Here is an 18,833-nt window from a genome sequence, read left to right on the forward strand (position 1 = left end):
CTCAGCGGGACCACGGCGACTGAACGCCGGTCGGCAGTTCGTAGCGGGCGATTGCTTCAGCAACCCGCTCCCGCGCCACTTCGCCCGATTTCGCCAGCGCCGACAGCGCCGCAACCACGATCTGCTTGCGATCGACCTCGAAGAAGGATCTCAAGGCAGCGCGCGTATCACTGCGCCCGAAGCCGTCAGTGCCGAGGACGGTGTAGGGCGCTTCAATATAGGACCCGATCAGCTGCGGGTACGCCCGGACATAATCCGACACCGCGACAATCGGGATCGAGCCGCCGAGGCACTTTGCGACGTGACTTTCGATCGGGTCCGACAGCGGCGAGAGCCGGTTCGTGCGCTCCACTTCGCGGGCCTCACGCGCCAGCTCGGAATAGCTCGTTGCCGACCACACTTCACTCGATACTTTCCATTCGCTCTTCAGCATCGCCGCAGCGGCCAACGCCTCGGGAAAGATCGCGCCCGAGCCGACCAGGCGGATCTTCACCGGGCCGTCAGTGCTCGGCAGGACCCGGTAGAGGCCCTTGATAATGCCATCGTGCGCCTCGGCGGGCATCGACGGCTGCGCATAGTTCTCGTTCATCACCGTGAGGTAATAGAACTCGTCATTGCCCTGCTCGAGCATCGACCGCATGCCGTGATCGACGATGACAGCCACCTCGTAGGAAAATGCCGGATCGTAGGCCCGGCAGTTCGGAACGGTCGCTGCCATCAGATGGCTGGACCCGTCCTGATGCTGCAAGCCTTCGCCGCCGAGCGTCGTTCGGCCGGCCGTGGCGCCGATCAAAAAGCCGCGGGCGCGTTGGTCCGCCGCCGCCCAGATGAGATCGCCTACCCGCTGGAAGCCGAACATCGAATAATAGATATAGAACGGCAGCAGCGGAAAGTTATGGACGCTGTAGGAGGTGGCCGCCGCGGTCCAGGATGAAATCGCCCCCGCCTCGGTGATCCCTTCCTCCAGCAGCTGACCGTCGATCGCCTCCTTGTAGTACAGCATCGATCCGGCGTCTTCCGGCTCGTAGAGCTGCCCCGCAGGCGAATAGATTCCGACCTGCCTGAATAGATTGGCCATTCCAAAGGTGCGGGCTTCGTCGGCGACGATCGGGACAATCCGCGGACCGAGCGTCTTGTCCTTGAGCAAATTGGTGAACAGCCGCACGATCGCCATCGTGGTCGAGGTCTCCTTGCCGTCGCCGCTCAGCGCAAACTCGGCATAGGCTCGCAGCGGAGGCACCGGCAACGCCTCTGAACTGCGCCGCCGCGCCGGCGTGTAGCCGCCGAGTGCTTCGCGGCGGGCGCGCAGATACTGAATCTCGGCGCTGTCCTCCGCAGGCCTGAAGAATTCCAGGTTCTCGACTTGCTCATTGCTGAGCGGAAGGGCGAACCGATCGCGAAAGGCGTACAGCGCGTCGACGTCGAGCTTCTTCGCCTGATGTGAGGTCATGCGCGACTCGCCGGCTCCGCCCATGCCGTAACCCTTCTTGGTCTTCGCGAGAATCACGGTGGGCCGGCCCTTGGTGTCCTGGGCCGCGGAGAAGGCCGCAAACAGCTTCTTGAAGTCGTGACCGCCGCGCTTCAGGCCATCGATATCCGCGTCCGACATGTGGGCGACGAGCGATCGCACCTCGGCGTCTTCGCTGAAGAAGTTGGCGAGGTTGTAGGCCCCGTCCTTGGCGCCGAGCGTCTGATATTTGCCATCGACGGTTTCAGCGAATCTGCGCAGCAGCGCGTGCTTGCTGTCGCGCGCGAAGATGTCGTCCCAATCCGATCCCCACAGCACCTTGAGGACGTTCCAGCCGGCGCCCTGGAAAATGGACTCCAATTCCTGGATCACTTGTCCGTTGCCGCGGACCGGCCCGTCCAGCCGCTGCAGGTTGCAATTGACGATGAAGGTGAGGTTGTCGAGATTTTCCCGCGCCGCCAGCGCGAGTCCGGCGATCGATTCCGGCTCGTCCATCTCGCCGTCGCCGAACACGCCCCAGACGTGGCGGCCCTGCGTCTGCACCAGACCACGATGTTCTAGATACTTCATGAACCGCGCTTGGTAGATCGCGCTGATCGGGCCTAAGCCCATCGATGCCGACGGCACCTGCCAGAACTCCGGCATCAGCCAGGGATGCGGATAGGACGACAGCCCTGGGCCGCTCAGTTCCTGCCGGTACAGCTTCAGATTCTCTTCCGACAGCCGCCCTTCGAGATAGGCCCGTGCATAGACGCCGGGCGACGAGTGCGGCTGGAAGTACACCAAGTCGCCCTCGGACTCGGAACCCGACGCGCGGAAGAAGTGATTGAAACCGATTTCGAAAATCTCTGCGGCCGAGGCGTAGCTGGCGACGTGCCCGCCGAGTTCGCCATAGGCCTTGTTGGCACGGACGACCATCGCGAGCGCATTCCAGCGGATGATGGCCGTCAGGCGGGTCTCCATCGCGATGTCGCCGGGATAAGGCTGCTGCTGCTCCAGCGGAATCGAATTGCGGTATGGCGAATACGGCGGCGCATCCGGCAGCACGCCGAGTTCCTTCGCACGCCGGTCGAGCGCGGCCAGGATGTAGCGGACCCGATCGGCGCCAGCGCTGGTGTGGAGCGAGCCGAGCGATGCGAGCCAATCGGCGGTTTCGAACTCGTCTTGATCGAGCTGCGGCGGGTTGACGGCTTTGCGTGGCGGATCGATGTGAACGGTCATTAGTGGGGCTCCCAGAAGCCCGCTCTTGGTAGCATCGGGTGCCGTAGCACGTGCTGCCGAATACGGTCGTCATCTGGAGGATTGCACCGGCCGGGGTGGACAGGGAGCGCTCCCCTCAGCATTCTCTGCTGCCGAATGATAAGCGGGCGGACAAGTGCTCCGATCGATCCGCTCTCTGGGATACGCCACCTCGCGTCGCTCCGCGCGAAGGGGATGCCGAAACGGGCTGCGCCAGAGCAATTTGAGGGCCGAGCTCAGCGTTGCATTTTGTCGCAGCTTGGCGCGTTCGACTGTTCTGCGGTGACAGTGACCTCAAGCTTAAAAGACGATATCGTCAATCTGCTGATATCCGAGTCAAAGCCGAGGCCCAGCTGAATTGACAGGATGACAATGCCGCCCGATATCAAATTCAACTCCGATTTTGTACGGATGGATCTACCCGATCTCCGGATCAACTATGACCCGGTTGATCCGGATCAGTTTGATCGTCCCATCACCTCGTTTTGTCTTGAGACGAGTGAGAACAACGACGATCTCCCGCTGCACTCGCACCGCAAAGGTCAACTCGTCGTCGCTTCTCACGGCTCGGTGATGTGCCGGGCCCCGGGCGGCTTGTGGATCGTGCCTCCGCAAGGCGCGGTATGGATACCAGCCGGCGTTCTGCACAGCAATTGCGTCGCCGACTTCGGCAAGCTCTACACCGTGTTCATCGATCCCCAAGTCAGCATGTTGCCGCGGACCTGCTGCACGCTGATGATCACGTCGCTGGTGCGCGAATTGATCCACCGGCTTTCGGTTTTTCCACCGTTGTATCCACTGGAGGGACCGACCAGCCGTCTAGGCCGCGTCTTGCTCGACGAGTTGGTCCAGATGTCGACGACGGACGAAATGTATCTGCCGATTTCCGCGGACAGCCGGCTTCAACACCTCGCGACATCTCTGCTCCACAACCCCGGCGACCGAAGCACGATGGACGAACTGGCGGCGCGATACGCAATGAGCGAGAGTACGTTCGCCCGCCTGGTGGCCAAGGAGACCGGGATGACCTTCGGCCGCTGGCGTCAACGCCTCCATATTCTGGTCGCGATGCAGCGTCTCACGGCAGGCAGTTCGGTTCAGGCGGTGTCGCTCGAACTGGGCTATGAGACGCCCAGCGCGTTCATTACGATGTTCAAGAAGACGATGGGAAAGAGCCCGCGGCGCTTCCTCGCTGAACGGGCGCGCCTCGTCGATTTGGACGCTGCGCCGTAGCCGAACGCCCCACATTTCGCCTGCGAGCGGTGCGGCCCCACGATAGTTCGCGGGGCCGCGCGCCACTGCGACGTCAGCGCTTGCTGTAGGGCACCAGCGGATATTCGAGCGACGCTTCCGCAATGGCCTTCGGAGCCACCACGCGTGGCCGCCCGTTGAGACCTTGCAGCATCACCATCGAACAGTGAATGTTCTGACCCGTTTCGTCGAACTTGGTGTTGTCGCCATACATCAGCATCGGCTTCATGTCGGTCGTCTTGAGCGCCGCGTGGATCGCCGCCGACTCGGAGGACGACGCCCGCTTCACCGCATCCCCGACGATCTGCACGGCCTCGAAGGCGCAGCCCGCGTTCGCATCGAACCAATCGTTGGGATAGTCGGCCGCGAACATCTTCATGATCTTATCGGACTCGTCGCCCTTCGGATTGAGCCACAGCGCCGACAGGATCGGGCCATCGCCATACTTTCCGAGCGCATCGTGATACGCCTTGTCCGACACGCCGTTGGAGTTGGGCGAGAACACCATCTTGGGATCCCACTTTTGCTTGATGCATTCGCGCGCGATCATGATCGCATCATTGACCCGCGTGACCGAAATCAGAGCATCGGCCCCCGACGCCTTAGCCTTGGCGACCTCGACTGAAAGATCCTTCGCCTTTTCGTCGTACGCGATGTACTCCGCGATCTTGAGCGGGACGTCGACTTCCTTCCACGCCTGATCGATACTTTTGGCCGTCGATTGCCCCATCGTATTGTTGAGATGAAGCACGACCGCACTGGTCGGCGGTTCCTTCAGCGTGCCGAGGACGTGTTTCAGTTCGATCAACGACTGTCGCACGATGGTCAGCGAGGTCGGGTAGTAGCGGAAGACCTGAGTGAACCCTTGCGAGGTCACCTGGGTCGCGCTGGCAATGTGGACCACCATCGGGACCTTGGCGGCCTCGCACGCCTGCAGCGCCGAAATGGTGGCGCCAGAGTCCCACGCGCCGATCAGCACGGTGCAACCCTGCCTGATCAGGTTCTCCGCAGAGATCCGGCCGTTTTCTGGACGGCTTTGGGTATCGGCATGCACGATCTCGATGTCGAGGCCGAATTTGTCACGCGCGAATTTGGCGCCGAGATCGATCCCGCGCACGCAGGCCTGACCGGGAAACGCCAGCACGCCGCTGCTGGGCATGATCGCCCCCACCTTCACCTTCGTCTTCGCCGCAAACGACGGCCTTGATACCAGGCCCGCCGCAATTCCCAATCCGGTTCCGACAATCGTCCGCCGCGTGATTCCGCCTTGCTTGGTCATCTCGATGCCCTGTTGCTGAAGGAGTGAAATCTATCTCGACTTGTAGCTTCGTACGCATGGTCACGACGGACGCCGACAAGCGCCGCCGTGCGCCGCACCGTCTCGGCATCCGCGCACTCGTCGAGACACCGACGAGCCCGGGCGCGGTTCCGGCCGCCGCCGTCAAAGGCCCATCTCGGCCTTGATCAGTCTTTCCTCGGTCTCGTCGTAGAGCGACGCGATCAACGACTGATAACGCTCGTTGATCTGCTTGCGACGCTTCTTCCGGGTCGGCGTCATGACGCCGTTCTCCAGCGACAATTCCTCCGGCAGAATGCGGAATGCCTTGATCTGCTCCGCGCGCGCCAACCGGCCGTTGGCCTTGCCGATCTCCGCCTCGATCAGCCGGTTGACGATCTCGGAGGCCGCCAAGTCGGCGTAACTCGCGATCTTGTCGTCGCGCGACTTCGTCCAGTCCATTGTGGCGGTGGCATCCACTTCGATCAGGGCGGTGAGATATTTTCGTCCTTCGCCGATCACAGCCGCCTCAGAAATGAAGGGGCTGTGCCTCAGTTCGTTTTCGATCTGAGTCGGGCTGATCGATTTGCCGTTCGACGTGTTGATGATCTCCTTCTTCCGGTCGACCAGCTTGAAGATTCCATCCGGCGACACTTCGACGATGTCGCCGGTGTAGAGCCAGCCGTCGCGAAGCGCCGCTTTCGTCTCGTCCGGCTTGTTCCAATAGCCGGCAAACAAGCCCGGCCCGCGGACGATCATCTCGCCGTCCTGCAGCACCGCGGTTTCCCAGGCCGGATCCGGCAGCGGGACCCCGACGTTGCCCGCTTGCGGCCACTCCGCCATCTGCACCAGATTGGCACCGACCAATTCGGTCTGGCCGTAGCATTCCTTGAGCTGCAGGCCCCACAACTGCCACAGCGACATCAACTCGGACGGCATCGCTGCCGACGAGGTGAACGCGACCTTCAGCTCGTCGAAACCGATCTCCGCGAGCAGCGGCCGGAACACCTCCTCGCGGCAAGTCGCGAACAGGTTCGCCACGAACGCATCTTCGTGGCCGCGCTGACGGTCTTCGAGCGCCCTGCGCGCGATCGTCATGGCGAGAGCGTAATTTCGATCTCCCGCTTCGCCGGCGGGATGCACTTTGCTGAGGATCTGCGTCGCAAACCGCTGATAGAACCGCGGCGGAGCCATGTAATAGGTCGGCTTCACCTCATTGATCGTCTGTGCGAAGTCCGCGGTCGTCTCGCCGAAATACGGAACCGCGTCGGCGAACAGCGGCAGCGCGGTCGCTTGCCCGCGCGCGACGGTGTGCGACATCGGCAAATGCACCACCACCCGGTGCTCGTCTTCGCGCATGCTAGGGCCGAACAGAGTGATGCAATGCGCGCCGGCGAGAATGGAGAGATGCGTCAGCATCGCACCCTTGGGATTGCCGGTCGTCCCGGACGTATAGCCGATACTGACCACATCGGACGCCTTTGCGATCGCGCTCTCCTTCTGCAGATAATCCTGCGCATCGACGTCGTCTGCTCCGACAAAGTCGGCCAGCGACGTGGTCGACGCCGCGGCCCCGCCGGTCCAATTGGGATCAAGCACGATGATGCCGCGGAGCTGTTCGGCCCGACCGGAGGCGAGCACGATGCGAAGCTGCTGCTCGCCGCCGACGAAGGCGAACTTCGCACCCGAGTCCGTGAAACAATACGCCACCTCTTCGGGTGACGAGGTGAAGTAAACGCCCACCATGACGCCGCCGGCGCACATGGTGGCCATGTCGGCGATCAACCATTCCTCGGACGAATCGCCCATGATCGCGACCCGATCGCCGCGTTCGAGGCCAGCACGCCGCAGAGCGCTGGCCAGGTTCACGACACGCTGCGCATAAGCACCCCACGTCATGGCGGTCCAGCTGCCGTGACGCTTTTGTTGCACGGCAATCTTGTCTGGCCGCTCCGCGAGCCGCGCAGCCAGAAGCTGCGCAAAAGTGGTATCGACCAACTGGGCACCGGATGTAATCGCAGCGACGTTCATCTCAGCGCTCCGCGAAACGCTTGCGCTTGGCCGCGAATGCGGCAACCGCCTCGGCCCGCTCGGGCGACTTGAACGTCAACATCTCCAGCGCCGCGGAGGTGTCGAGCAGCAAGTGTGCATACTGCTTGATGATCTTGTTGACGCTGTACTTGGTCCAAATGATCGCTTCCTTGGGCCCGCTTGCCAGCAGTTCGGCATATTCGACCGCGGCGTCGAGAACGTTGCCGTCGGTGACCACCTCGTTGATCATGCCGATCGCTGCCGCCTTCTCGGCCGAGATGAATTCGCCGGTCATGAGATAGTGCTTCGCCCGCACCGGTCCCATCAGCAGCGGCCACATCACCGCGCCGCCATCGCCGGCGACGACGCCGGCGTTGACATGCGTGTCGGCGAAGCGCGCCGTCGCGCTCGCATAGATCACGTCGCAGAACAGCGCGAGCGTGGCGCCCAGCCCGACGGCGACGCCGTTGACGGCTGCGACGATCGGGACTTCGACTTCCAGCATGTTGCGGATAAGGTGACGCCCGCTGCGGGTCGGGGACGGCAGCGTTCCCTTATCCAGCGACTTCTGGTCCCCGCCCGAACAGAATCCCCGGCCCGCGCCGGTGAGAACGATCGCGTTGACGGAACTGTCGTGATCCAGCTTGACGAAGACGTCCTCGAGCTCCTCGTGCATTTCCCAGTTGATCGCGTTGAGGATCTCCGGGCGGTTCATCGTGACGATCGCAACGCCGCTGGCGCGCTGTTCGACGATCAGATACTTGTAGTTAAACTGCGACATCGATCTCACCGTTGATTACTGATTCTGGGATCGCATCTGCCGGATCGTGCCGAGGATCTCCTCGGTCGGTCGCACGACGTTGTTTCTGTCGTTGAAATGCGGGATGACGTAGCGGCCGACCATATCGATCGCCTCCATGATCTTTTCGTGGGGGACGGAGTCCATGTGCAGCAACACCTCGTCGACCCCCATTGCTTCGAACTTCTCGATCTGACGGATGACCGTATCGGGGCTGCCGCACACCGTCGTGGCCGACTCGTTGACCAGATAGTCCCAATCGTTGGCGGCACGCTCCATCGAAGGCACGCTCTCGCCCATGTACTTGTAGTCGTCTGCAATCGCTGCGAGACGCGGGTAGGCATCGGTCGAGATCTTGGCGTAGTGCATCAGCGGACCGGCATAATCCGCCTTGGCCTGTTCGTCCGTCTTGCCGATCCCGATAAACAGCGGAACGCCGATACGCGGACGCTGCAGCGGCCCTTCCTCGTCGCGCTTCCAGTTCTTGTGATACGCATCGATCAGTTTCTGCTGAGCGTCCCAGCCCTGATAGATGTTGCTGCTCATCACCGCGAAGCCCTGCGACCCCGCCCAGACGTGACTGCGCTCGCTCGTCGCGGCGATCCCGATCACTGGATGCGGCTTCTGCAGCGGCTTCGGAACAAGCTGGCGCGGCGGAATTTGGTAGTACTTGCCGTCGAACGTGAAAATGTCCTGACGCATCGCCTTCTTCAGCAGCGCCAGCCCTTCTTCCATCTGCGGCAGCGTCTCGTTGGGATCGACGTTGAACGCCCGCATCGCAATCGTCGTATTGGCGCGGCCGCCGTAAAATTCCATCCGGCCGTTGGACAGGATGTCGGTGACCGCAAGCCGCTCGGCCGAACGCAAAGCGTGGTTGATCCGCTGCGGCATCAACGTCACAGCCGCGCGGAGCTTGACCCGCGACGTCACCGCGGCCAGATAGCCAAACACGACTTCGGGCGCCGAGCTCGAGATGCCGCCCAGAGCGACGTGCTGTTCCGAGAGCGCGACACAGTCGAAGCCGACCTTCTCGGCCAGCCGGACTTCGTCGACCAGTTCGTGAAGCCTGCGCGAGTAACTGTGGCCGACCTGGGTTTCCTGCTCAGACCAAAACCCAAACGTAAGTGCCATGTCTCAATCCTCTTAGATTTCGAGATGGCCCAAGGTTTCATATGCAGAGCGACATTTTGCTCCGAAAGCCGCGTCGCGCAGCAACGCTTTCCAAACTTTATGCTGTCAGTACTCGCAAGCTGCGATAAGTTTGGAGAGGCTTAGGCACGCAGCCGATGACCCTGACATCAACGGCGAGCGCCGGCGGCTTTTGTCGCGCTCTCGAAAGTCTCGATTAGCAGCTCGGCGACCGCAGCGAGGCACGCCTCACCGATCTCACGGTTCGAGCCGAACGGGCTTCCGATGACCCCGTTAGGCGACACCGATCGAATCCCATTCTTCCACACCAGCTCGAGATCCGACTCCGACAGTCCGCCGAGATGACCAACTTCGAAACGATCCTGCCTCACGCTTTCGGGCCGGATGACCATCATCAGCGACGTCTCGGCGATATCCGCGTGGCCGCCGACGGCCGACACATCTCCTTTCGCTTCGCGCACCGCATCGCGCCACGTGTCGATCCATGTCGTTGAATCCGAGAACGCCAGGATTTCAACGTCCGGCGGAACGGCATCGCGGAGGCGGCCAAGCATGTCTTTGATGACGGGAAAATTTCCGATGTGGCCGGAATGGATCAGCAACCGCTTGAAGCCGTGCCCCGCCAAGCTAGTGCAATAGTCGAGACAGATCGCTTCCAGCGTTTCAGGGCGCAGCGAGATCGTGCCTGGAAACGGCAGATGGTGAGACGAGCAGCCGACCTTGATGGTCGGCGCCACCAGCGTATGGCCGCGGTCGCGCGCGATCCGCTCGGCCAGCGCATCGGCATGATCCGCGTCCATGCCGAGCGACAGATGCGGCCCGTGCTGCTCGACAGCGCCGAGCGGGATCACGACCGTCGTGCATCCCTCCGCAATCGCCGCGGCGACTTCCTCGAAGCTCATCTGCTCGAGGTGGATCTGATCCGGATAGCCTCGCGCCATCGGCTCAGCCCTTGCTGGTCTTGGACAGGAAACGCGCGCGCGCCCCGGCCGAGCTCTCCGCCGTGACATAGGCGTCGAGGTCGGCCACAGTCATCTCTTCGAGCGCCTGATCGCTCATCTGCGCTGTGAGGTTGAGCGATCGTTTGATGGCGTGGAACAGCTTCCTGTCCTTCTGCCGCAAGGCTCGGCACACGTCTCGCGCGCGGGAGGCTACCTTGTCGGTTTCCATGATTTCGTTCACGGCGCCGATCGCCCGTGCGCGCTCCGCGTCGACGAGATCGCCCCAATACAGCAAGTCTTGCGCCGCCCGAACGCCGAGCTTTTCGACGGCCCGGCGCATCCCTTTGGCGACCGGCAGAAGACCATGGTTGATCTCGGGGAAGCCGATCTTGCAAGCGGCATCGGCCACCACGTAGTCGGCATGCAGCAGAAACTCCAAGGCTCCCCCGACCGCATAGCCACGAACGGCGCAGACGATCGGGCCCGGATAGTTCTCCATCGCCACCAGAAGTTCGTGGAAGAACCGGATGCGCGGCCTCGCGACATCGATCCCGACGACCTCCTTGATGTCGCCGCCGGCACTGAAGAAACGGTCGCCGCTCCCGGTGAGAACGATGCCCGGCGGGTGCTCGTCGTCGGCAAGGCGCCTGATGGCGTCCAGCAGCGCAACGATGAGCTGCGCATTCAGGGCGTTGGCCGGCGGCCGGTTCATCGTGATTGTGACCAGGTCTTGATCGCGCTCGATCAGGAGAGAAGCGTCGACACTCATGATGGAGACCTCAGCAAGGGGACGGCAGGAGCAGCAGCGAGTGGGATCGATCGGAGGCGTCGGCGAGCCTCACAATCCCAGATAGGCACGCTGGACATCGGGGTTCTCGAGCAGTTCGCGGCTCGAGCCATGCAGCACCACCGAGCCGTTCTCGAGCACATAGCCCCGGCTGCTCAGCGTCAACGATTTCGCAACATTCTGCTCGACCAGGAGAACCGTGATGCCCTGATCGTTCAAGGATTTGACGACGTCGAACATCACGTCCGTTAAGGCCGGCGACAGCCCGATCGACGGCTCGTCGAACATCACGATCTCGGGCTTCGACATGATCGCCCGTCCGATCGCCAACATCTGTTGTTCGCCGCCGGACAGCGTGCCGGCGAGCTGGTGTCGGCGCTCACGAAGCCGCCCGAACAGCCGATAGACAAAGTCGAGCGTCTCTGCCCGATCGTGCTTAGCTCGCTTCAACGAGCCTCCAATCAGCAGATTGTCCTCGACGGATAGCGCACCGAAGATCTGGCGGCCCTCGGCGACCTGGGCGATGCCCATCTCGCAGATTTCCCAGGGCGGCCGTCGTGAGATCTCGATTCCGTTGATCCTCACTGAGCCGCGGAACGACGGCACGATACCTGCGATCGACCGGATGAGAGACGTCTTGCCTGCGCCATTGGCGCCGACAACGCAGATCAGTTCACCCTTGCTGAGGCGAAGCGACACACCGTTCAGAGCATTGGAGCCGTCATAGGCGACATACAGGTCGTCGATCGTGAGAAGGGTATCGTCAGGCATGGAAGCCGGCTCCCAGGTAACTTTCCAATACCGCAGGATCCGCCACCACCTCCGACGGCTTGCCTTCGGCGATCTTGGCGCCGTGATGAAGCACCACCACGGTCGATGCCACCTCCATCACGATCCGCATCACGTGCTCGACCAGCAGGATCGTCAGTCCGCCCTCGGCGAGCTTGTGCAACACGCCGACAACGCCGGCCGCTTCGGTCGGCCGCAGCCCCGCCATCACCTCGTCGAGCAGCAGCAGCTTGGGGCGGGTCGACAGCGCCTTGGCCATTTCCAGCATCTTGCGATCGGGCAGGGTCAGCTGATCGGTGCGAGCATTCGCCTTGGTGGCGAGCCCGACGCTTTCAAGCGACTCATAGGCCTTGGACCGAGCCTCCTTGACGCTCGTCGTCCAGCTGAAGGCACCCACCATGGCATTCTCCAGCACCGACATATCCTTCATCGGTCGGACGATCTGGAAGGTCCGAGCAATGCCCATGCGACACACCGCTTCGGGCGGGTTGCGTTCGATCGAACGCCCCTCGAACTGCACCTGCCCGGCGGTCGGGCGCAGCGCGCCGGCGACAAGGTTGAAGCATGTGGTCTTGCCGGCGCCGTTCGGCCCGATCAGGGCGGTGATGCGGCCCGCTTTCAGCGAGAAGCTGACGTCATTGACCGCGACCAATCCGACGAAAGACTTGGTCAGATTCTTCACTTCGAGCAGCGCGGTCATTCCTCGACCTTCCGCAGTTGTGCAATCCGGCCGCGCGCGGGCAGTTGGATCGCGCCGTAGAGGCGCACGATCGCCGGCCAGATGCCGTCCGGGAGGAACCATACGACCAGGATCAGCACGGCCCCGTAGGCGATGCTGTTCAGTCCGGGAATTCCCAGACTGTCACCGAGAGCTCCCATGGCATGGTGCAGCGGGATTGCGGCCATCGAGCCAATCAGCGGTCCGAACGCGGTACCCAAGCCGCCGACGACAGGACCGATCAGAACGTCGACCGAGATCGCCATCCCCATGATCGAATCCGGGAAGATCGCCCCCTGCACCAGGCCAAGCACGCCCCCGCCGACCGCAGCCGTGGCGGCCGATATCGAGACCACCAGAACCTTGTGGCGGAAGGTCCGCACTCCGAGCGCCCGAGCGGCCTCGTCATCGTCCCGCATCGCCCGCCAGACGTAGCCCCAGTAGGACCGCGAGATCATTTCCGTTCCAGCCACCCCAATGGCCGCAAGGGCGAGCGCGACGAAGTAATAGAACTGCGCATCCCCGCGCAGCATTGCGAGGTCCGCTCCGCTCGGCGCCTGATAGAACAGTCCCTGCATCCCCCCGACAAAGTCCCATCCGCCGAACATGATTCGGGCAAACTCGGCGGCGGCGATCGTGAGCAGCGCGAAATAGATGCCCCGGACCTCGAAGCGGAAGCTCAGCCACGCCAGAACTGCGCCAACACAACCTGCGATCACCGCCCCCACCAGCAGACCGATCCACGGCGTGATGCCGTATTTGATGTTCAGGATCGCGACCGCATACGCACCGATCCCGACGAACAGGGCGTGACCGATCGACAACTGCCCGCCGATCCCGAGCATGAGATTCCACGATTGCCCCATGAACGTGAACAACAGGACGATCGTCAGAAGCGAGATGACATAGGCGTTAGATACTCCGCCCACTACGGCCAGGATCGCAAAGACCAGAACGCCGGCGCCCCACCGCTTCAGGTCGCTGGTTTGATCAGATGTCCTTTGCACCGAAAAACCCCCTCGGACGGAAAATCAGGATGATGATCAGGAGCGCGTAAGGGAGTGCGGTCTTCATCGACGGCGTGAACATCAGCGCGGCGATCGCTTCGGCAACTCCGATGGTCAGCCCGCCGAGAAGAGCGCCGCCGAAGCTGCCGAGACCACCGACGATCACTGTCACGAAAGCCAGCAAGGTGAAGTCGACGGCGAGATAGGGCTGCGCATCGAACAAAGGCGAGATCAAAGCACCGGCCACGCCGGCGCAGGCCGATCCGATTCCAAAAGTCACTGCGTAGACGCGCGGGATGTTCAGCCCCACAACGAGCCCGCCCAGTCGATTATTGGCCGCCGCGCGCAGCGAACGCCCGAATGCAGAATACTTCAAATAGGCGCCCAACGCGGCAATCAGCAGACCGGCGGTGCCGGCCGCTTGAATGCGTGCCCAATCCAGTGTGAGCGGTCCGACCGCAACGGTCTGGAAAGAAAGCTGGGAGGCCGTCGGCCGCGGGTCCGGACCGAACGACATCAGAAGCACACCACTGAAAAGTAACGACAGGCCGATGAAGACGATAAATTGGTAGTGGTGCGGCCGGTTGACGAACCGCTTGACGACGAGCGTCTCCAACAAATACCCGAACAGAAACATCACAACCGCGGCGATCGCAGCGGCGACAATGATCGGGACGTCCCAGACGCGAACGGTCCAGTATCCGATATAGACGCCGAACACGACCATTTCGCCATGCGCGAAATTGACCACGCGCATGACGCCGAAAATAATCGTAAGGCCGAGCGCTACGAGCCCATAAACGAGCCCGATCAGGACGCCGCTCGCGAGAACGTTGAGCCAGAGCGACAGCATCAACGGAGACCCGTTGATGGACGCGCAATGCATCCATCAAAGATGCTTCTTTGAAAATGACTCGTCTCGATCAGCGGAGCCGTCTCGCAACACCCATGGTCGGACAACTCTTGGCTGGCGCAGAGGCTTGGGTTCCCTTGCATATCATCGTCTCTGTTGTGACTGTGGCGGAAGCGGTATCGCGTCGCGGCTCGTCTTGTCTCTCAAAGCACTTTGGGCGCGGCGAAAGCCCCATTGATATACACGAGCGGTTCGCTGCCAGCGTTCGTGGTCTGAGCCACGACCTCGCCGGTGAAGATCGTGTGACTACCTGCTTCGTGCGCATTGACGACGCGACAATCGAAGCTGCAGATTGCCCCGATCAGACTTGGCGCTCCGGTTTTGAGATCGCACCAAAGGCCTTCCCCGAACCGGATATCGCCCTTGCTGCCATCCTGACCGGAAAACGTCCTTGCGAGATCGACATGCTCGACGCCGAGGATGTTCCAGCAGAAGGACTCACTGCTGAGAATCGTGTCGTGAGCTCCCGCAGAGCGATTGACGCAAACGAGCACGCTCGGCGGGACCGCCGATAGAGAGCATCCCGCCGTTAGCGTTAGCCCATGGCGGTTCGGCGCTCGGCCCGTGGTGACGATCGACACGGTACCCGGCACATTGCGCATCGCAGAGCGAAAGCCCGCAGCATCAAAGGGAAACGACTCGGGCAGGAGCGTCCTCGACGCCAATGGGTGGATAACTCTTGTGTTCATGCGAAAGATGCGCCCTCTATCGTCGGTGATGAATGCGGCAGCAGACGCCCCGTCCAGGCAAATGCCTGATCTATCCGGCCGCCTGGTAAAACTGAATGACGTTGCCGCCTGGGTCCCGAACCTTCACCGCACGGCCGTGACTGGCCATGTCCCGAACCGTGTCGACTCGCGCACCAGCGGCTGCGGCACGCTGCATCGCTGCTTCGAGATTGTCGACGTCGAAGACGAGAACGGCGTCCTGCAGTTGCTCCGACACGGACTCGGTCGGTCCGGCGACACAGAAGGCCGCTGCATCGCTCACGAACTGAATCCATTTGTCGGAGTCGGCGAAACGCACCTTCAAACCCAGGCCTTCGTAGAATTCGGCGAGGCGTTTGGGGTCGTTAGCTGTCAGGTAGACTTGTTTCAGTTTCACACACGACCATCCATTCGTCCGCCCGCTCAAATGCGATCGTGGACGGATAGTCGACCGAACCCGTCAGCATTACTGCTTGAACAGGGTGTACTGCAGACCGTTCGCCAGCATTTTATGCCGCATCGGATTTCGGACCGCGTGATCCCGCACTCTGGCTGGTTGAAAATTCGGTCGGTTGATTGATAACTAATGGCTTCCGGCCGAGCCTATCGAGGCCAGCGATTTCGCGTGATCACCCCAAGGTCGCGGTCGCATCAATGGTCACACCGTTTGCAATCTGGGTGTTGGATGTCGCCGACCGACGGTGCCGACGAGATTCCTTGGGCGTGATTTCAATCGAGCGGCGTTGCAAACGTCACTCTGCATATCGTGTGTGCAAAAAATGTTTCGAAAGTAGGCAATCTCAATTTTGATCGCAATGCACAATGAAAAGGTTGACTGTTTTTCGATACAAGTCGGCGTTTTGTCGAAATCCCACAAGCAAGATTGCGGTTAGCTTTTACCTCGCGATTGTCATCATCCCGTCAAGACGGGTGATGCGCGCCGCAAGAAGACTGCCAGATTTGGGAGACACGCGATGACGACGACCTCTCTCGATAGAATCGATATCAAGATCCTGACCGAGCTCCAGCAAAACGCGAGTCTGACCAATGTCGAGCTCGCATCACGTGTCAATCTATCACCGTCGCCGTGCCTCGCACGCGTCAAGACACTCGAAAAACTAGGCGTCATCGATAAGCGAATTGCCCTGCTCGATCCCGCCGTTCTGGGCATTGGCGTAACTGCTTTCATTCAGATCAAGCTGGAGAAGCAGGTCCAGACGTCGCTCGAGGGTTTCACGCGGTCCATCGACCGTCTGGCGCAAGTCATGGAATGCTATCTAATGACGGGCGAGAATGATTATATGCTCCGCGTCATGGCGGCCGACATAGACGATCTCGAGGATCTCATCGTCAACAAGCTCTCACGTATTCCCGGCGTTTGCAGCATTCGGTCGAACCTTGCCCTCAAACGCATTTCGCACAAGACGGTCCTGCCGATCGACACCAATCGCCCGGTGATCGTGAAGGCTTGTAGCAGCCCACCTCGTCCGGCTGAGCGCACACCCAGATCACGATACGACGCGACAAGCCCGCCGCTATCCGAAGCGCCTGTCTCCCTCAACGCTCAGTGCCTCAGCTATAGCGCGGAAAGAGTATGAAGCTATCGATAAGGCTTGTGTAACCGGCGCATCTTGGATCAACGTGGCGACGACAAGATCAGCCACACTGTTGGAGCGTCGTTCCGCGTCTGAGCCGTCGAGACCGCCTCGACGAGGCATATATGAACGTTTGTTGCCAGAGTAGTGAGATGACAGCATCAGTTAAAGCGGCACTGCAGGCATTTGCCGCGGGCGAGATCGTCGTCGTTACCGACGATGACGACCGGGAGGGCGAGGGCGACCTCGTGGTCGCCGCATCGCTGTGTAGCGCCGAGAAGATGGCCTTCATCATCCGACATACATCGGGGATCGTCTGCGCGCCCATTACGGTCGACGCCGCCAGACGCCTGCGGCTCGACCCCATGGTTCTCAACAACGATTCGGCGCACACGACGGCCTTCACCGTGTCGGTGGACTACCGACCGGACAACGGAACGGGCATCTCGGCCGAGGAGCGGGCCTCGTGCTGCCGCGCGCTCGCCAATCCCAACGCCGGCGCCAGCGTTTTTTGCCGGCCGGGACACATCTTCCCACTGATCGCAAAGGAGGGAGGAGTACTCATGCGCTCGGGTCACACCGAGGCCGCCGTCGACTTGTGCAGGCTGGCTAATCTCGAACCGGTCGGCGTCATCAGCGAGCTGATGAACGACGACGGCTCGGTGATGAAAGGACAGCAGGTCACGGCGTTTGCCGACAGGCACAATCTAAAACAGGTCGCCATTGCTGATCTCATCCGGTTCCGGCAGGCACGTGAGACGCTGATCGAGCGCGTCTCGAGCGTCACGGCGGAGAGCCCAATCGGCCCGCTCCAGGGCTACTCCTATCGCTCGCCGTTCGACCCCATCCATCACGTCGCTTACATCTACGGCGACCTGGGTGACGGGACCAATGTCCTCACGCGCTTCTACAAACCGAACATCCTGCGCGATTTGTTCTCAGGGCAGGAACAGGCCAAAATGAACATCATTCTGCAGCGCTTCAAGAACAACGGCAGCGGTGTGTTCGTCTATCTGCGCGACGGTGCGGCGGGCGTTCCGCCTGCGCCGCTAGGTCCGATCAGTTCGCGCGAAGACGACCGCAACCGGCAATGGCGCGAGATCGGCGTGGGCGCTCAGATCCTGCGGGACCTGAAGATCACCTCGATCCGTCATCTCACGTCCTCGACGCATCACTTTAAGGGACTCTCAGGCTTCGGCATCGAGATCGTCCGAAACGAAGCGCTCTAGCTCGAGCCACCCGTGTTGCGAAAGTCCATTAAGCGCGTCCCGCACCTCAGGCATACGGCGAAGCCTGCAGTCCGTCTCCGGGCAGACCAGGCCCGCCCCCGTCTGGCCGGCTTCGCGTTCGGAGAAGTAGCGAGCGGGCGACTTTCCGAGCGCCTTCTTGAACATGGTGATGAAGGCGCTCACCGACTCGTAGCCCATGCCCCCTGAAACGGACTGCACCGTCTCCCCCGCAGACAATTTCTGGATGGCGACGATGATCTGAAGCTGCTGACGCCAACGACTGAAAGTCATGCCGGTCTCGGCGAGAACCAAGCGCATCAGCGTCCGCTCGCCGAGTGCGACGGCCTCGGCCCACTCTGCCACGGTCCGGCGGTCGGCCGGATTGTCCATCAAGGCATCGGCGATGATACGCAGTTTCGAACTCCGCGTGATCGGAAGGTGCAGCCGTTCGGTCGGCATGGCGATCAGCTCGTTGAGGAGCACCGCGGCGATCTGGGCCGTCGGCCCCTGGGGATCGTAGAGCGGCGGCAACGTCGCCATCCGATGGATCAGCTCGTGCAATAGCGGTGAGATCGACAGCGTACAGCATTCCTGCGGCACGCTCGCCGCCTCCATATCTACATAGAGAAACAGCAGACTGGCGTTGCCGCTGACCCGGTTGCTGTGGGGCATGCCGCCGGGAATCCAGACGCCGCAGCGTGGCGGCACCATCCAGAGGCCGCTCGGCACTTCGCACGTCACCCCGCCGCGCTGAGCGAGCACAAGCTGCCCCTTTCGATGGGTATGGACCGGCAGCTCGTCCTCCTGCTCCTGGGTATCCACCATGCCGGCCACGATGGGGCGGTCCAAGTTGTCAGGATCGAACTGACGATAGTGCTGATGAAGCGTGCCGCGCATTGTCATTTCTTAGCAATTAATTGGCAGAGTATCGAAA

The 18,833-nt window shown here is 61.7% G+C and carries 17 protein-coding genes; 3 read left to right on the forward strand and 14 right to left on the reverse strand.

Going from position 1 to position 18,833, the window contains the following annotated elements:
• Position 1: 1 nt before the first annotated feature.
• Positions 2-2,689 (reverse strand): alpha-ketoglutarate dehydrogenase, encoded by a 2,688-nt coding sequence (gene mdeB / locus DNX69_RS13830; protein ID WP_110786549.1) that lies wholly within the window; start codon positions 2,687-2,689, stop codon positions 2-4.
• A gap of 390 nt (positions 2,690-3,079) precedes the next feature.
• Between mdeB and DNX69_RS13835 the strand changes: the two genes are divergently transcribed.
• On the forward strand, positions 3,080-3,940 hold the full coding sequence (locus tag DNX69_RS13835) for an AraC family transcriptional regulator (RefSeq protein WP_207803149.1): 861 nt from the start codon (positions 3,080-3,082) through the stop codon (positions 3,938-3,940).
• 73 nt (positions 3,941-4,013) lie between these two features.
• On the opposite strand, the gene DNX69_RS13840 is transcribed toward DNX69_RS13835, so the two are convergent.
• The 12 genes from DNX69_RS13840 to DNX69_RS13895 form a co-directional block, all read right to left on the reverse strand.
• Complete coding sequence (locus DNX69_RS13840) at positions 4,014-5,237, reverse strand: ABC transporter substrate-binding protein (protein ID WP_110786550.1); 1,224 nt, start codon at positions 5,235-5,237, stop codon at positions 4,014-4,016.
• 162 nt (positions 5,238-5,399) lie between these two features.
• A complete protein-coding gene (locus DNX69_RS13845) occupies positions 5,400-7,265 on the reverse strand; it encodes an AMP-dependent synthetase/ligase (protein ID WP_110786551.1) in 1,866 nt (621 codons plus the stop codon).
• Position 7,266: 1 nt separating this feature from the next.
• Complete coding sequence (locus DNX69_RS13850; protein ID WP_110786552.1) at positions 7,267-8,046, reverse strand: enoyl-CoA hydratase/isomerase family protein; 780 nt, start codon at positions 8,044-8,046, stop codon at positions 7,267-7,269.
• A 15-nt stretch (positions 8,047-8,061) separates the two neighbouring features.
• Positions 8,062-9,195 (reverse strand): LLM class flavin-dependent oxidoreductase, encoded by a 1,134-nt coding sequence (locus DNX69_RS13855; protein WP_110786553.1) that lies wholly within the window; start codon positions 9,193-9,195, stop codon positions 8,062-8,064.
• Positions 9,196-9,362: 167 nt separating this feature from the next.
• Positions 9,363-10,154, reverse strand: a complete 792-nt coding sequence (locus DNX69_RS13860; RefSeq protein ID WP_110786554.1) for a creatininase family protein — start codon at positions 10,152-10,154, stop codon at positions 9,363-9,365.
• 4 nt (positions 10,155-10,158) lie between these two features.
• The gene (locus DNX69_RS13865) at positions 10,159-10,923 is read right to left on the reverse strand and encodes an enoyl-CoA hydratase/isomerase family protein (protein ID WP_110786555.1); all 765 of its coding nucleotides are present in this window, start codon (positions 10,921-10,923) and stop codon (positions 10,159-10,161) included.
• 69 nt (positions 10,924-10,992) lie between these two features.
• Positions 10,993-11,712, reverse strand: a complete 720-nt coding sequence (locus DNX69_RS13870; RefSeq protein ID WP_110786556.1) for an ABC transporter ATP-binding protein — start codon at positions 11,710-11,712, stop codon at positions 10,993-10,995.
• Complete coding sequence (locus DNX69_RS13875) at positions 11,705-12,430, reverse strand: ABC transporter ATP-binding protein (RefSeq protein ID WP_110786557.1); 726 nt, start codon at positions 12,428-12,430, stop codon at positions 11,705-11,707. The genes DNX69_RS13870 and DNX69_RS13875 overlap by 8 nt, the downstream gene beginning before the upstream one ends.
• Positions 12,427-13,455 (reverse strand): branched-chain amino acid ABC transporter permease, encoded by a 1,029-nt coding sequence (locus DNX69_RS13880; protein ID WP_110786558.1) that lies wholly within the window; start codon positions 13,453-13,455, stop codon positions 12,427-12,429. The genes DNX69_RS13875 and DNX69_RS13880 overlap by 4 nt, the downstream gene beginning before the upstream one ends.
• On the reverse strand, positions 13,439-14,308 hold the full coding sequence (locus DNX69_RS13885) for a branched-chain amino acid ABC transporter permease (RefSeq protein ID WP_110787622.1): 870 nt from the start codon (positions 14,306-14,308) through the stop codon (positions 13,439-13,441). Before DNX69_RS13885 ends, DNX69_RS13880 begins: the two co-directional genes overlap by 17 nt.
• A gap of 203 nt (positions 14,309-14,511) precedes the next feature.
• Positions 14,512-15,057, reverse strand: a complete 546-nt coding sequence (locus tag DNX69_RS13890) for a flavin reductase family protein (protein WP_110786559.1) — start codon at positions 15,055-15,057, stop codon at positions 14,512-14,514.
• A 70-nt stretch (positions 15,058-15,127) separates the two neighbouring features.
• A complete protein-coding gene (locus DNX69_RS13895; RefSeq protein WP_110786560.1) occupies positions 15,128-15,472 on the reverse strand; it encodes a VOC family protein in 345 nt (114 codons plus the stop codon).
• Positions 15,473-16,049: 577 nt separating this feature from the next.
• Between DNX69_RS13895 and DNX69_RS13900 the strand changes: the two genes are divergently transcribed.
• Both DNX69_RS13900 and ribB read left to right on the forward strand, forming a co-directional pair.
• Positions 16,050-16,673 carry an Lrp/AsnC family transcriptional regulator gene (locus tag DNX69_RS13900; RefSeq protein ID WP_110786561.1) on the forward strand — a complete coding sequence of 208 codons (624 nt, stop codon included), beginning with the start codon at positions 16,050-16,052 and terminating at the stop codon, positions 16,671-16,673.
• Positions 16,674-16,822: 149 nt separating this feature from the next.
• The gene (ribB, locus tag DNX69_RS13905; RefSeq protein WP_110786562.1) at positions 16,823-17,899 is read left to right on the forward strand and encodes a 3,4-dihydroxy-2-butanone-4-phosphate synthase; all 1,077 of its coding nucleotides are present in this window, start codon (positions 16,823-16,825) and stop codon (positions 17,897-17,899) included.
• Here the strand turns inward: ribB and DNX69_RS13910 are convergent.
• Entirely contained in the window at positions 17,858-18,796 is a 939-nt protein-coding gene (locus tag DNX69_RS13910; RefSeq protein WP_110787623.1) for an AraC family transcriptional regulator, read from the reverse strand. The genes ribB and DNX69_RS13910 overlap by 42 nt on opposite strands.
• Positions 18,797-18,833: the final 37 nt, after the last annotated feature.

This window comes from Rhodopseudomonas palustris (assembly GCF_003226555.1).
GTDB lineage: Bacteria > Pseudomonadota > Alphaproteobacteria > Rhizobiales > Xanthobacteraceae > Rhodopseudomonas > Rhodopseudomonas palustris_I.

What these genes read in the sequence shown, in the direction of transcription:
- mdeB (WP_110786549.1), bottom strand. Translation starts at nt 2,689, where the DNA reads ATGACCGTTCACATCGATCCGCCACGCAAAGCCGTCAACCCGCCGCAG.
- DNX69_RS13835 (WP_207803149.1), top strand. Translation starts at nt 3,080, where the DNA reads ATGCCGCCCGATATCAAATTCAACTCCGATTTTGTACGGATGGATCTA.
- DNX69_RS13840 (WP_110786550.1), bottom strand. Translation starts at nt 5,237, where the DNA reads ATGACCAAGCAAGGCGGAATCACGCGGCGGACGATTGTCGGAACCGGA.
- DNX69_RS13845 (WP_110786551.1), bottom strand. Translation starts at nt 7,265, where the DNA reads ATGAACGTCGCTGCGATTACATCCGGTGCCCAGTTGGTCGATACCACT.
- DNX69_RS13850 (WP_110786552.1), bottom strand. Translation starts at nt 8,046, where the DNA reads ATGTCGCAGTTTAACTACAAGTATCTGATCGTCGAACAGCGCGCCAGC.
- DNX69_RS13855 (WP_110786553.1), bottom strand. Translation starts at nt 9,195, where the DNA reads ATGGCACTTACGTTTGGGTTTTGGTCTGAGCAGGAAACCCAGGTCGGC.
- DNX69_RS13860 (WP_110786554.1), bottom strand. Translation starts at nt 10,154, where the DNA reads ATGGCGCGAGGCTATCCGGATCAGATCCACCTCGAGCAGATGAGCTTC.
- DNX69_RS13865 (WP_110786555.1), bottom strand. Translation starts at nt 10,923, where the DNA reads ATGAGTGTCGACGCTTCTCTCCTGATCGAGCGCGATCAAGACCTGGTC.
- DNX69_RS13870 (WP_110786556.1), bottom strand. Translation starts at nt 11,712, where the DNA reads ATGCCTGACGATACCCTTCTCACGATCGACGACCTGTATGTCGCCTAT.
- DNX69_RS13875 (WP_110786557.1), bottom strand. Translation starts at nt 12,430, where the DNA reads ATGACCGCGCTGCTCGAAGTGAAGAATCTGACCAAGTCTTTCGTCGGA.
- DNX69_RS13885 (WP_110787622.1), bottom strand. Translation starts at nt 14,308, where the DNA reads ATGCTGTCGCTCTGGCTCAACGTTCTCGCGAGCGGCGTCCTGATCGGG.
- DNX69_RS13890 (WP_110786559.1), bottom strand. Translation starts at nt 15,057, where the DNA reads ATGAACACAAGAGTTATCCACCCATTGGCGTCGAGGACGCTCCTGCCC.
- DNX69_RS13900 (WP_110786561.1), top strand. Translation starts at nt 16,050, where the DNA reads ATGACGACGACCTCTCTCGATAGAATCGATATCAAGATCCTGACCGAG.
- ribB (WP_110786562.1), top strand. Translation starts at nt 16,823, where the DNA reads ATGACAGCATCAGTTAAAGCGGCACTGCAGGCATTTGCCGCGGGCGAG.
- DNX69_RS13910 (WP_110787623.1), bottom strand. Translation starts at nt 18,796, where the DNA reads ATGCGCGGCACGCTTCATCAGCACTATCGTCAGTTCGATCCTGACAAC.